This is a genomic window from Limibacillus halophilus (genome assembly GCF_014191775.1).
Taxonomy (GTDB): domain Bacteria; phylum Pseudomonadota; class Alphaproteobacteria; order Kiloniellales; family CECT-8803; genus Limibacillus; species Limibacillus halophilus.
Map to the genome: position 1 here is coordinate 184820 of NZ_JACHXA010000007.1, position 12183 is coordinate 197002.

Annotated in this window: 14 protein-coding genes and 1 tRNA gene; 6 read left to right on the forward strand and 9 right to left on the reverse strand. The window is 57.8% G+C overall.

What is annotated here, in order from left to right:
* From argF to FHR98_RS12905, 3 genes are all read left to right on the forward strand, one after another.
* Complete coding sequence (gene argF / locus FHR98_RS12895; protein WP_183417113.1) at nucleotides 1–918, forward strand: ornithine carbamoyltransferase; 918 nt, start codon at nucleotides 1–3, stop codon at nucleotides 916–918.
* Complete coding sequence (gene hslO / locus FHR98_RS12900) at nucleotides 906–1874, forward strand: Hsp33 family molecular chaperone HslO (RefSeq protein ID WP_221205888.1); 969 nt, start codon at nucleotides 906–908, stop codon at nucleotides 1872–1874. Before argF ends, hslO begins: the two co-directional genes overlap by 13 nt.
* Before the next feature lie 64 nt (nucleotides 1875–1938).
* Entirely contained in the window at nucleotides 1939–2511 is a 573-nt protein-coding gene (locus FHR98_RS12905) for a hypothetical protein (protein ID WP_183417115.1), read from the forward strand.
* A gap of 8 nt (nucleotides 2512–2519) precedes the next feature.
* Here FHR98_RS12905 and argE read toward each other — a convergent pair whose 3' ends face one another.
* The 5 genes from argE to FHR98_RS12930 all read right to left on the reverse strand — a co-directional run bounded on the left by argE (nucleotide 2520) and on the right by FHR98_RS12930 (nucleotide 7512).
* The gene (gene argE, locus FHR98_RS12910; RefSeq protein ID WP_221205889.1) at nucleotides 2520–3692 is read right to left on the reverse strand and encodes an acetylornithine deacetylase; all 1173 of its coding nucleotides are present in this window, start codon (nucleotides 3690–3692) and stop codon (nucleotides 2520–2522) included.
* A gap of 21 nt (nucleotides 3693–3713) precedes the next feature.
* Nucleotides 3714–5162 carry a TrkH family potassium uptake protein gene (locus tag FHR98_RS12915; RefSeq protein ID WP_183417116.1) on the reverse strand — a complete coding sequence of 483 codons (1449 nt, stop codon included), beginning with the start codon at nucleotides 5160–5162 and terminating at the stop codon, nucleotides 3714–3716.
* Between the two features lie 159 nt (nucleotides 5163–5321).
* Nucleotides 5322–5897 (reverse strand): GTP cyclohydrolase I FolE, encoded by a 576-nt coding sequence (gene folE, locus FHR98_RS12920; protein WP_221205898.1) that lies wholly within the window; start codon nucleotides 5895–5897, stop codon nucleotides 5322–5324.
* A gap of 188 nt (nucleotides 5898–6085) precedes the next feature.
* A complete protein-coding gene (gene apaG / locus FHR98_RS12925) occupies nucleotides 6086–6502 on the reverse strand; it encodes a Co2+/Mg2+ efflux facilitator ApaG/CorD (protein WP_183417118.1) in 417 nt (138 codons plus the stop codon).
* Between the two features lie 188 nt (nucleotides 6503–6690).
* On the reverse strand, nucleotides 6691–7512 hold the full coding sequence (locus FHR98_RS12930) for an OmpA family protein (protein WP_183417119.1): 822 nt from the start codon (nucleotides 7510–7512) through the stop codon (nucleotides 6691–6693).
* A 327-nt stretch (nucleotides 7513–7839) separates the two neighbouring features.
* Between FHR98_RS12930 and FHR98_RS12935 the strand changes: the two genes are divergently transcribed.
* A tRNA-Gly gene (locus FHR98_RS12935) sits at nucleotides 7840–7914 on the forward strand.
* A 24-nt stretch (nucleotides 7915–7938) separates the two neighbouring features.
* Here FHR98_RS12935 and FHR98_RS12940 read toward each other — a convergent pair.
* From FHR98_RS12940 to FHR98_RS12955, 4 genes are all read right to left on the reverse strand, one after another.
* Nucleotides 7939–8448 carry an OsmC family protein gene (locus FHR98_RS12940; protein WP_183417120.1) on the reverse strand — a complete coding sequence of 170 codons (510 nt, stop codon included), beginning with the start codon at nucleotides 8446–8448 and terminating at the stop codon, nucleotides 7939–7941.
* A 79-nt stretch (nucleotides 8449–8527) separates the two neighbouring features.
* Entirely contained in the window at nucleotides 8528–9577 is a 1050-nt protein-coding gene (locus tag FHR98_RS12945) for a CobW family GTP-binding protein (RefSeq protein ID WP_183417121.1), read from the reverse strand.
* On the reverse strand, nucleotides 9574–10644 hold the full coding sequence (locus tag FHR98_RS12950) for a COX15/CtaA family protein (RefSeq protein ID WP_183417122.1): 1071 nt from the start codon (nucleotides 10642–10644) through the stop codon (nucleotides 9574–9576). Before FHR98_RS12950 ends, FHR98_RS12945 begins: the two co-directional genes overlap by 4 nt.
* Before the next feature lie 144 nt (nucleotides 10645–10788).
* The gene (locus FHR98_RS12955) at nucleotides 10789–11055 is read right to left on the reverse strand and encodes an usg protein (RefSeq protein ID WP_183417123.1); all 267 of its coding nucleotides are present in this window, start codon (nucleotides 11053–11055) and stop codon (nucleotides 10789–10791) included.
* 311 nt (nucleotides 11056–11366) lie between these two features.
* On the opposite strand from FHR98_RS12955, the gene groES reads away from it, so the two are divergent.
* Both groES and FHR98_RS12965 read left to right on the forward strand, forming a co-directional pair.
* Nucleotides 11367–11681 carry a co-chaperone GroES gene (gene groES / locus FHR98_RS12960; RefSeq protein ID WP_183417124.1) on the forward strand — a complete coding sequence of 105 codons (315 nt, stop codon included), beginning with the start codon at nucleotides 11367–11369 and terminating at the stop codon, nucleotides 11679–11681.
* Nucleotides 11682–11719: 38 nt separating this feature from the next.
* On the forward strand, nucleotides 11720–12183 hold a 464-nt coding region (locus FHR98_RS12965), incomplete at its 3' end, for a TCP-1/cpn60 chaperonin family protein (protein ID WP_281369954.1).

Here is a 12183-nt window from a genome sequence, read left to right on the forward strand (position 1 = left end):
ATGAATAACCCAAGACATTTTCTGGACATCGATCGGTTGGACGCCAAGTCCCTGCGGAACATCTTGGAGTGGGGCAAGGCCTACAAGGCCGGTAAGCCGCCGGAGGGCGATGCCAAGCCTCTGGACAACAAGTGCGTTGCTCTGATCTTCGAGAAACCCTCGACGCGCACAAGGGTTTCCTTTGAGGTCGGTATCAAGCAGCTGGGCGGTTACCCAGTCGTTCTGGAGCCCGGCGGATCGCAGTTAGGGCGTGGTGAGACAATTGCCGATACGGCCCGCGTCCTGTCGCGCTACGTCGATGCCATCATGATTCGCACAACCCGTGAAGAAAAGCTGCTGGAGTTGGCGGAGTTTGCCAGCATTCCTGTCATCAACGGGTTAACGGACCGCACCCACCCCTGTCAGTTGATGGCCGATATCCTGACCTTCGAGGAACGCCTGGGCAGCATCGAGGGGAAGGTGGTGGCTTGGTGTGGGGACGGCAACAACATGGCGGTATCCTGGTTGCAGGCGGCCGCGCGCTTCCGTTTCGAGTTACGACTTGCCTGCCCCGAGAAGCTGATGCCGCCTTCCGATGTCGTGAATTGGGCGCGGGGTGAGGGTGCGACCATCGTCGTCACCGGCAACGTCGAAGAGGCGGTGACCGATGCCGACTGTGTCGTCACCGATACTTGGGTATCCATGGGTGACGACGTTGGCGATAGCGAACGTCGAATGAAGCTGCTTAGTCATTATCAGGTCGACCAGAAGGTTATGGACATGGCTCACAAAGGCGCCATCTTCATGCATTGCCTGCCAGCCTACCGCGGCAAGGAAGTCGCTGCCGAGGTGATGGATGGGCCTGCCTCTGCCGTATGGGACGAGGCCGAGAATCGTTTGCACGCCCAGAAAGGGATCCTCCGCTGGTGTCTGATGTAAGTACGACGTCTGAGGCGCAGGCGGGTTCGACCGATCAGATAAAGCCGTTCATGGTCGAGGCGGCGGGTGTGCGTGGCCGCGTCGTCCGCTTGGCCGACGCTGTCCAGGAAGTCTTGTCGCGCCATGCCTATCCCGCGCCCGTTGCCGGAGTCCTTGCCGAGATGCTGGCGTTGGGTGCGGCGCTGGGCAGTCTTCTGAAGTTCGAGGGCATCTTTACCCTTCAGACGAAGAGCGATGGTCCGGTCCGCACGATGGTTGTCGATATGACCTCCGAGGGAAACTTGCGGGGATATGCCGACTACGATGCCGATGCCGTTGCCGCTGTGGCAACGGATAGGACCACCTTGGAAGTCAGCGACCTTTTAGGTGAAGGCTATCTGGCCTTTACAGTCGATCAGGGCGCCAACACGGAGCGCTATCAAGGGATTGTTCAGTTGACCGGCAGCAAGTTGGCCGACAGCGTGCAGCACTATTTTCGCCAATCGGAACAATTGTCGACAGCACTGCGCTCGGCGGCCGGCCAAAGCGAGGACGGCGGCTGGCGAGCAGGCGCCATCATCCTGCAGCAGATGCCTGCCGAAGAGGCGAAGGAGCAAGGGCTCGCCAGGGACAGTGAGCGTGAGGAAGGTTGGCTGAGGGCTTTGACGCTGCTGTCGACGGCCAAGGATCAGGAGTTGCTTTCTGAGGAGTTGACGCCCAACGAGTTGCTGTTCCGCCTGTACCATGAAGACGGCGTCAGGGTGTTTCCAGGACGCGACCTTGCTTTTGGTTGCCGTTGTTCGAGGGACCGGGTCAGTCAGGTCTTAATTTCCGTTGCACCCAATGATCTGGAATCCTTAAAGGACAATGGGCGCGTCGAAGTGATATGCGAGTTCTGCCGCACGGCTTATCATTTCGATGATGACGACCTGCGCGTGTTACAAGAAAACGCCGACGCGGAAACGCCGAGGAACTGAGACGAACCGCAAGCTCTGGAGGTCTGCCAAGGCGATGCGAGCGCTGTTGAAACGAAGATGTGTAATGGCCGTGTTACTGCTGTTGGGTGTGGTGGCCTTGACAGGATGCAGGACACCGCCGCCCGAGAACAGCTTTCCGGAACTCACCTGGGCTCATAAGAAGCCTTATTTTCTGGCGGTCTCGGAAATTGTCGTCGAGCAGCAGTACCGGACCAGGTCACAACTGCCCAACATAGAAGAACGCGCACCGCTACCGCCGGTCAAAGCTGCTGCCGACTGGGCTGCGGATCGTCTGAAGGCGGTGGGTAGTGGCGGGCGTGCGCGTTTCATTATCCTAGACGGTTCGATTCTGCGTCGTGAGCTCGAAACCAAGGGTGGTTTGACCGGGCTGCTGACCAACGATCAATCCCGTCAGTATGATGGCCGGATCGCCGTCGAGTTGATCGTTACGGACGCGCAAGGTAACACGACGGGTCGTGTGTGGGCTGAAGCGCGGCACTCGCGCAGCATCGCTGAGAATGCAACGCTCAACCAGCGCGACCGCATTCTCTTTAGGATCGTCGAGCAAATCATGAGAAATCTAGACGCGGAACTCGATAAGGAAATTCCGCGCTATTTGGGGCCGAGTTTGCGCTGATCGGCAACCTAGGTCGAGGGATGCGAAAGCCAGGCGGCAAGCTTCCGCATGAAGGTCTCGCAGGCCTCTACCTGGGATAGAGCAATAAATTCATTGGGCTTATGGGCCTGCTCGATTGATCCGGGGCCACAAACCACGGTGGAAAGCCCTGCTGCCTGGAACATGCCGCCCTCGGTGCCGTAGGCGACGACATTCGTTGCGTTGGCGCCCGTCAGATGACAGGCCAGCGCTTCGGCGGCCCCGTTTTCTTCAGGTTCCAATGGTGGCACGGTGCAAATTGACCGTGTGGTGATCTGGGCCGCGGGGAAAGTGGCACGCAGATAAGGCAGCACTTCCTCCGCGACGGCCGCTTCGTAGCGCGCGATAATCGCCTGGGCGTCATCGCCAGGTAGCAGACGGAACTCCCAGACAAACTCGCAATGTCGCGGTACGATGTTGAGCGCCGTGCCGCCATTGATCTGGCCGACATTGAACGTGGTATAGGGTGGTTCGAAGGGGCAGTCCGCCGACGCAGATTGCCGCTTCTCTTCCGCCAGATCCGCGATCAGGTTGACCAGCCGGCCGGCGGCAAGATTGGCGCTGGCGCCCAGGTGCGGCAGGCTGGAGTGTGCAGCCTGACCGTCGATCGTCGTATGAAAGCCAAAGACACCCTTGTGAGCGTTGACCACCTGCATGCTCGTTGGTTCTCCAACCAGAACGATGCTGGGTGTCGGTATCACGTCCTTCAACCCCTCGATCATGCTCCCCACCCCCAGGCAACCGACTTCCTCGTCGTACGAGAGCGCGATATGGATAGGTTTTGTGAGCTTCGATTCCTTGAATGTTGGGACCATCGCAAGGGCAATGGCCAGGAACGATTTCATGTCGGCGGTGCCGCGGCCATAGAGGAGTCCGTCTTTAGCAACGGCAGTGAAAGGATCGCTGTCCCAGGCTTGATCGGTCACCGGCACCACGTCGCTATGCCCCGAGAGCACGATGCCGCCCTTGACGTCGGGACCAACCGAACAAAGAAGGTTCGATTTGTTTCCCTCGCTGTTAGCGAAGCGATGGTGCCTAATTCCGTGGCTGTCCAGATAGTCTTCAACGAAGGCGATCAACTCCAGGTTGGACTTCGCCGAGGTGGTGTCGAATGAAACCAACCGCTCGATCATCTCCAACGGCGAAAAAATCTTGCCCGTCATGAACCCCTATGCCCTTTCGTGTTAAGCGCGCCAGAATGCCGGCAGGAAAAGCACCAAAATCGTGAAAAGCTCGAGGCGGCCGAGCAACATACCCACGGACAGCAGCCACTTGGCGCCATCCGGCAGGGTTGCGAAGCTTCCCGATGCGCCGATGATTTCGCCAAGACCCGGTCCAACGTTGGAAATTGCGGTTGCCGCCCCTGAAACGGCGGTGGTGAAATCCAAACCCATGAATCCCAAACCCAAGGCCAAGGTCGCAAAGGCCGCGCCATAAAGGAAGAAAAAGCCCATGACCGATTGCGCCACGCCCTCGGGAATAGGCTTTCCGGCATAGTAAGGTATGAAGATGCCGTTGGGCTGGATTAGTTTTCGCAACTGGGCGTGTGCCTCTGCGTAAATTACCTGGAAGCGGAAAATTTTGATGCCGCAAGTTGTCGAGCCCGCGCATCCGCCGATGAACATCAACACAAAAAGCAGGGTGGAGGGAAAACCGCCCCACATCCCAAAATCAGTGGAACTATAGCCGGTTCCCGTCATCACCGAGACCACATTGAAGACCGCATGCCGGGCTGCGTCGTGGCTGCTGCTGTAGAATCCTTCACTGAGCAACCACAGGAGTGTGATCATGCTGGCGCCAAATAGAATGGCGATCATCCAGCGGACTTGGCCATCACGAAACAGGGATCGGGCATCGCCGCGCAATACGCGCAGATACAGCACAAACGGCACGGAGCCTAGAATCATGGTCACAATGACGATCCAATGAATCGCGGGGACATTGAAGGCGCCGAGCGAGGCGTCACGCGTGGAAAAGCCTCCGGTAGCGATTGCCGTCATGGCATGGGCGAGTGCATCAAATCCGCTCATGCCTGCGGTCCACAGCAAGACCGCCGTCACGAAGGTCAGGCCGACATAAACAATTGAAATCTCACCGGCCATCTGCGCGGCCCTCGGCAGGACCTTTTCGCTGGTCTCAAAGGCCTCTACGCGGAAGATCTGCATGCCACCGACCTGAAGTATCGGCAGAATTGCCAGAGCCATGACAATGATGCCGATCCCGCCCAGCCACTGAAGAATAGCGCGCCACAGCAAAATGCCAGGCGGTGCGTTGTCCAGACCCACGATGACCGTTGAGCCGGTCGTGGTAATGCCGGACATGGACTCGAAGAAAGCGTCGGTCATATCCAGTTTCAGTTCGGAGAAAGCCAGCGGCAACGCCCCAAAAAAGGCGATGACCACCCAAGCTGACGCTGTCATGACGAAGGCTTGGCGCAAGCTAAACCCGTGCCAACCGGACCGCGTCGAGAGTATCAACGCGACGCCCACGAACAACGTTACGGCAGCCGCCGCCAGGAAGACCTCCCAGTCTCGATGCCCGAAAGCGTAATCCACGATCGCCGGCAAGGTCATGGCGACCGCCAGGATCGACAATAGTATTCCTAGCACGAAGCATACCGGTCTCAGGTCCATCTTCGAGGCGCCTCTCGTGCGGAATGTTCCCTAGGATACCCGATTGTCATGCAGTCATAGGGCCAAAAGCCGACGCTCCACTCAACAAAAAAGTGATCGGCCACCCCCAAAGCTGTTGCTCTGGACAGGCAAGCCCCGGTAACGGCTCTCAGGACTTCATCATCCCATCATGCCGGAGCTGGCGCTGTTCCCGGGGTTTCCCACCAAGGACAAAAACTCTCGCCGTGTCGAGGGGTTGCTACGGAAGAGGCCGAGCATGCGACTGGTAACCATGGTGACGCCGGACTTATGAACGCCACGGGTCGTCATGCACTGGTGTGCCGCCTCGATTACGACCGCAACGCCCTTGGGCTGAAGAACTTCCTGGATCGTGTTGGCGATCTGCGCGGTCATCTTTTCTTGTATCTGCATGCGCTTCGCATAGGCCTCGACGACGCGTGCAAGCTTACTGATGCCTACGACCCTGCGGTCGGGCATATAAGCGACGTGCGCTTTGCCGATGATCGGCGCCAGATGGTGCTCGCAATGCGATTCGAATCGGATGTCGCGCAACAGAACCATTTCATCGTAACCGTCGATTTCCTCAAAGGTGCGCTGGAGCAATTGAACCGGGTCGGTATCGTAGCCGGAAAAAAACTCTTCATAAGCGCGCGCAACGCGGTCAGGCGTGCCCTTCAGGCCTTCGCGAGAAGGGTCCTCGCCCGCCCAACGAATAAGAGTCTCTACAGCTTTCATCGCCTCCTGCCGGCTTGGCTTCAAGTTGTCGGCATTTTCCTCCAAAGGCGCAGCGCCGCTGGACACAGGTTTGATCGCACTCACAGTTCAGGTCCTTCTTGAATTCATCCCCGCACGCAACCTACAGCCAGAAAAAAGCGTGCCGACTTTCTTATGCAATAAAACAATACCATAGCTTCCGGCGGTATCTAGTTAAGGTGAACCGCCTGATGCGGGCTGTCGAGTGAAAAGGCGGGAATGGAAACCTTGAACAGTCGCCCTTCTCTGTCGACCATCTCGTAATGACCAACCATGACGCCGGAAGGCGTCGATAGCGGGCACCCGCTCGTGTACTCGAAGCGCTCACCCGGTTCCAGAACAGGCTGCTCTCCGACAACGCCAGGACCGCTGACTTCCTGAACCTGGCCGCGAGCGTCGGTTATATGCCAATAGCGATTGAGCAACTGAACCCGCTGCTGACTGAGGTTCTCGATCCAGATTTGATAGGCCCATACATAACGCCCCTCAAGCGGGGACGATTGCTCCTCCAGATAGATCGGGTTCGCGCTGACGCGAATATCCGCTGTGATCTGGCTGTAGGGCGGTTGGAAACCTTCTTCGGTCATATTGCTTTTCTGTTCCTTGTGGGCGCTGCAATCTCACATAGATAGGCGCAGGCGGTGGGCAAAACAATCCGAAGAACCCGCATGCCCTGCGGCCCAAGCCATTCCATCAAGATTAGCAGAAAACGGGCAAAAAGAATGGCGCCGCCCGAAGGCGGCGCCATCCCTTTCGGTCCGATTCGAGTCTGTTACTACTGCAACAGGATCTCGACGCGGCGGTTGGCCTGCTCACGCACGCCGTCAGCGGTCGGCACGGCCGGCTCGCTTTCGCCACGGGCTGCGACACTGATCTTGCTGGCTTCGACGCCCTTGGCAACGAGGACATCGCGAGCAGCTTCAGCGCGGCGCAGCGACAGTTTCATGTTGTAATCCTCCGAACCGGAGCGGTCAGCGTGACCCGTCAGGGCGAAGCTGGCACCAGTGCGGGTGGCTTCCTTGATGGCGGCGTCGATGATCTTCATTCCAAGATCGGTGACGACAGCGCTATCGAAGGCAAAGAGGATCGTGTAGGTGGCCGGAATGACGGCAGCCGGGGCCTGGGGCTCCAACTCCTTCATGGCCGCCCAGAAGGCGTCCTTACAAGCCGCGATATGATCGGGCTGGAAGTTTTCTTCCTGCTGCTCAACCCAGCAATCGAATTTGGCCTGGGCGAGAGCGGCCGTCTCGGGCTTCCTGGTCGTTGCACCGGCATTCAAAGCCGCAACGAGCGCCGCACGGGCGGTCGTAAGTTCGTCTACGTGCTCAGCCGGAAGGTCCCAGTTCTCGAGAACGGCGGGCTCGACAGCTTCGCCGCCTGCTGCACGAGCGGCCTTGTCTGCGAAGTAGTCGGCGTCAATCCAGTCGTACATCTCATAGGCCTCGAACTCGGCCAGAGCCTTGTACTCACTGAAAAGCGCATTGGTGAACGCACTGCCGGACGGCTCAACGTCGCCCAGAGTCTCGGTTTTGGTACCCACGCAACCGGCGAGCAATGTAATTGCAGCCAGAGCGCCTAGAATTTTGGTTTTGACCATAGCTAACCCTCCAGGGTTTTAGTGATCCACGATACGAATAGTTAATGACTTAACTGCCATCTCATAATTGAGGTGACGAATAGCTGTTTGCTGTTCGCTGTTCTTCAGTCGTCACCACTTCCTAGCATGAGTTTCACAAAATTGCGACCTTCAATGAGTATTTCACGGTAATTATTGCAAAAATGCAACAACTGTTGCTTTCTCGTCACTATGTGACTTTGAGCCATGAATTTACTGATTATTTTGCGAGCACGCATGGCCCAGACAAACGCCTGTTGCCAGCGCCGCCGAGAAGCCTTAAAAATCGCCGATCCGAGGTTAGAAGGTGCGGGCGTAGCTCAGCGGTAGAGCGTCAGCTTCCCAAGCTGAATGTCGTGGGTTCGATCCCCATCGCCCGCTCCAATTTCTCCAGAGCGTGATCAAGAACTAGAGATGCTTCAGTTTCTGCGTGATGCGCGGTGGGTTGGTCAGGGTCTGATAAACCACGCAATAACGCTCGGTGAGGCGGACGAGGTTCTCGATCTTGTCTGCGGGGCTGTCGCTGTCGATCGCGAAGGTCATGCGGATGTCCTGGAAACCGACCGGTGTCTCCTTGCTGGTACCCAACGTACCTCGGAAATCCATATCGCCTTCGACCAGCACCTTGCCGCCCTTGATCGCGATGCCCATCGCCGTGGCCACCGCGTTCAGGGTAACGCCCGCGCAAGCGGCGAGGGCTTCGAGTAACATATCGCCGGAACAGGCCTGGGTGGCGTCGCCGCCGGCTGCCGGATGCAGGCCCGCTTCCGCCAGACCGGCGAAGGTCTGTACGTTGCAGGCAAGCTTGGGCTGTACCAAGTCGCCTTCAACCCGCATGGTCACCATGGCGCTGGAGGGGTCGTCCTTGTAGCGCTGCTTTATCGGAGCTTGCAGATTTCGTAGTTCTTCGGCGTTCATGGCTTAAGCCTCGTTTTGTTGTTGCTTAGGACCTTCAGCGTCGGGATTAAAGGCGCATCGTTGCGCGGTCAAGCGGCGTTCATTCCTCGTTGAAGGAACGGATGGTTTCTTGAAACAGGCTTTCCGGCAGGTCACGGACGATGAAAACAATGCGGGAGCGATGATCGTCATCCGGCCAGCTCGGCAATTCCACCGGCGGATGAAAGACATGCTGCACGGCATGGATGACCAGCGGTTTTTCTTCCCCGGCGATGCAGAGGATGCCTTTAATCCGCAAGATTTGCTGACCGTAAAGCGTGATCAACATATCCACCCAGGCGTTCAATCGGTCCCAATCCAGCGGCACGTCGTAAGTGACGCAGAAAGACCGCACTCTTTCGTCATGCCGATTTACGTCGTGGTGGTGTTCGTGCCCGTGCCCCTCATCATGTTCGTAGGCTTCGGCCTTCAACCAGCGTTGCACGTCCAAGGATTTGGATGCGGGGTCGTAGAGGCCACAACCGAAAAGTGAGCTAGGTTCTGTCTTGCCGTTTTCCACCTGCAGGATCGGCGCGGCGGGATTCAACTGCGCCAGTCGTTGTGTGAGGGCGTCTATGCGGTCCTGGTCCACCAGATCGCATTTGGTCAACAGCAGGCGGTCGGCCATTGCTGCCTGTTTGACCGACTCGATCTGTGCATCCAGGGTGACTTCGCCATTGGCTGCATCGACCGTAGTGATCACCCCATCCAGGCGAAACCGTTCGACCAGCAGGGGGTCGCTCATCAAGGTTTGAAGGATAGGCGCCGGGTCGGCAAGTCCCGTCGTTTCGATGACCAGACGACGGAATGGCGGTATCTCGCGCGTGATCCGACGTCTGTAAAGGCTGCGCAGCGTTTCGACCAAGTCGCCGCGAATCGTGCAGCATAGGCAACCGGCATTCATCAGGACCATGTCCTCGGTTGCCTCAGCAACAAGGTGATGGTCGAGCCCGATCTCGCCGAACTCGTTGATGACGACGGCGGTTTCATCCATTTCCGGGTGGCTTAAAAGGTGTCGAAGCAGGGTGGTTTTACCACTCCCCAGAAAGCCTGTAAGCACCGATGCGGGTAGGGGTTCGGTCGGGATATCCAAATCTTGAGCGTCGGTCATGCCAAAGTCTCCCGTCCGGGGCGCAATTGATAAAGCGCGAAGACGGTTGCGGTGAGCAGCAGCATGGCGCCTGCCTGGTGCAGGGCGCCGAGAGCCACCGGGACTGCGGCCAGCAGCGTGGCGATGCCCAGTCCGAACTGCAGCAGCGCCGCCAGGCAAAGCAGTGTAAAGGCGGCGCGTGCCACCGGGCTCAACTCGCCGCGCCGTGACAAGAACCAGAGTCCGATGGCAAAGGCGACCGTCATGATTGTCAAGAGACGGTGATTGAATTGGACGGCTGGCGGATTCTCGAAGAAGTTCAATACAAACGGTTCGTATTGCCCGTACTCGGGCGGCACGATGTGTCCTCCCATCAAGGGGAAATCGTTGTAGATCAGTCCGGCATTCAGGCCCGCGACGAGAGCGCCCGAGGTGAGTGTCACCGCAAGGAAGGCAAGAAACGCGATCAAGAGAACTCGCAGCGATGTCGCATCTCCGCTGCGTTCGGGCCGCGGATCGAGAAAAGTCAACGCCATCCAGAAAACATAGGCATAGAGGAAAAGGGCGAGCCCGAGATGTGCAGCCAAACGGTACTGGCTGACGTCCGTGCGATCGGCAAATCCGCTGGCGACCATGAACCAGCCAAGCAAACCTTGGGCGCCTCCCAGGATCAGAATGCCGAAAAGATGCGGCAGGCTACGGCGTTTCAGTCGGCCGCGCAGTAAGAACCAAATCAGCGGTAGCCCATAGACAACACCGATCAGCCGCCCCCAAAGCCGGTGTATCCATTCCCACCAGAAGATTTCTTGGAATTCCGCCAGACTCATGCCGCGGTTCACGGTCTGATACTCCGGGATCGTCTTGTAGAGATCGAAAAGACGTTGCCATTCGGCCGCGCTCATTGGCGGCAAAGTGCCGCTCAAGGGCGCCCACTCCATGATTGAAAGACCGGATTCGGTCAGCCGCGTGATCGCGCCGATCAGCGCCATCGCAAAAATCATCAGGGCGGTGCCGAGCAGCCAAAGGCCCACGGCGGGGTCATTACGGCGCTCGTGAATGCTGGGTGTGTAGTGGCTGTAGGTTGTCATGCCCGGCCGTTGCCCGCGTTTTTTGCTTATCCTGCCGCGTGGTTTCGCACGTCACGGGCCGGGCTGCAACCGACTCGATCAGCAATCGGCCCGCCCTGCGGCCGATTGGCCTTATCCGCGCACCGAGAAACGCTGGATATTCAATCAATGCAAGCGGTATAGGGCGTCGACATGTTTGGCTTTGGGCGGATCGATCAAGGAGACATTCGCTACCTTGACCGAGTAGAGCTTGCCTTCCAGGTGATTGTCCCAAAAATCCAGAAATCGTTTTAAGGTGGGGAAGTCGGGAGCCAAGTCATATTCCTGCCAGATGTAGCTTTGCAGGAGCGAGGGGTGATCGGGTAGGCGGTAAAGGATTTCAGCCGTGGTCAACCGATAATCCTTCATCTGTAAGGCCAGGTCAGACGTCATACCATTCAGTCTCCTCGTTGCTTTTAGTCGCTCATGAGCAAGGGTGACCAAGTGATTCTCGTGCAGATTGGCGTTTCACGCAAGAAGTAATGTAGAAAAAATACATACAAAACAATACACTAGCAGCCTGTTCGGCAGAGTGCTGCTAATCGATAATTTTCTTCGCCTCGATGCATTCTTTCCTCTTGAACCATTGAAAGAACTGCCCCACCTATCTTCTGGCACTCGATGGGGGAGAGTGCTAATTCCCAGGCTCCCCTCCAACGCGTGCTCAAAGCAGCTTTGGAACGTTCGCTCAAAGGAGGACTACAATGAAGTTTCGTCCGCTGCATGACCGTGTGCTGGTCAAGCGTGTTGAATCCCAGGAAAAAACCGCGGGTGGGATCATCATTCCCGATACCGCCAAGGAAAAGCCGATGGAAGGTGAAGTGATCTCCGTTGGCGCTGGCGCGCGGGATGAGAACGGCAAGATCGTGCCGCTCGACGTAAAGGCCGGTGACCGGGTGCTCTTCGGCAAATGGTCGGGCACCGAGGTGAAGCTTGATGGTGTCGATTACATCATCATGAAGGAAAGCGACATCATGGGCATCCTCGACGATGCCGGGGCCAAGAAGAAGGTTGCCTGAGAGCAATAGGGACTTTCTTCGACAGAGGAGTATGAAAGATGAGTGCTAAAGAAGTAAAATTCGGTCAGGACGCGCGCGAGCGGATGCTGCGCGGCGTCGATACACTGGCGAACGCTGTTAAAGTTACCTTGGGTCCCAAGGGCCGCAATGTCGTGCTGGACAAGTCCTTCGGTGCGCCGCGGACCACCAAGGACGGCGTCACGGTCGCCAAGGAAATCGAACTCTCCGACAAGTTCGAGAACATGGGCGCGCAGATGGTGCGCGAAGTCGCCAGCAAGACCAATGACGTTGCCGGCGACGGCACGACCACGGCGACGGTTCTGGCCCAAGCGATCATTCGCGAAGGCGCCAAGGCGGTTGCTGCGGGCATGAACCCGATGGACCTGAAGCGCGGCGTCGACACGGCAGTTGCGGCGGTTGTTGCAGACCTGCAGAAGCGCTCGAAGAAGATCAAGAGCGCGGACGAGGTTTCGCAGGTTGGCACGATTTCGGCCAACGGCGA

Excerpts from the sequence above, each read along its gene's own strand:
- argF (WP_183417113.1), top strand. The coding sequence starts at position 1 with ATGAATAACCCAAGACATTTTCTGGACATCGATCGGTTGGACGCCAAG.
- FHR98_RS12905 (WP_183417115.1), top strand. The coding sequence starts at position 1,939 with ATGGCCGTGTTACTGCTGTTGGGTGTGGTGGCCTTGACAGGATGCAGG.
- argE (WP_221205889.1), bottom strand. The coding sequence starts at position 3,692 with ATGACGGGCAAGATTTTTTCGCCGTTGGAGATGATCGAGCGGTTGGTT.
- FHR98_RS12915 (WP_183417116.1), bottom strand. The coding sequence starts at position 5,162 with ATGGACCTGAGACCGGTATGCTTCGTGCTAGGAATACTATTGTCGATC.
- folE (WP_221205898.1), bottom strand. The coding sequence starts at position 5,897 with ATGAAAGCTGTAGAGACTCTTATTCGTTGGGCGGGCGAGGACCCTTCT.
- apaG (WP_183417118.1), bottom strand. The coding sequence starts at position 6,502 with ATGACCGAAGAAGGTTTCCAACCGCCCTACAGCCAGATCACAGCGGAT.
- FHR98_RS12930 (WP_183417119.1), bottom strand. The coding sequence starts at position 7,512 with ATGGTCAAAACCAAAATTCTAGGCGCTCTGGCTGCAATTACATTGCTC.
- FHR98_RS12940 (WP_183417120.1), bottom strand. The coding sequence starts at position 8,448 with ATGAACGCCGAAGAACTACGAAATCTGCAAGCTCCGATAAAGCAGCGC.
- FHR98_RS12945 (WP_183417121.1), bottom strand. The coding sequence starts at position 9,577 with ATGACCGACGCTCAAGATTTGGATATCCCGACCGAACCCCTACCCGCA.
- FHR98_RS12950 (WP_183417122.1), bottom strand. The coding sequence starts at position 10,644 with ATGACAACCTACAGCCACTACACACCCAGCATTCACGAGCGCCGTAAT.
- FHR98_RS12955 (WP_183417123.1), bottom strand. The coding sequence starts at position 11,055 with ATGACGTCTGACCTGGCCTTACAGATGAAGGATTATCGGTTGACCACG.
- groES (WP_183417124.1), top strand. The coding sequence starts at position 11,367 with ATGAAGTTTCGTCCGCTGCATGACCGTGTGCTGGTCAAGCGTGTTGAA.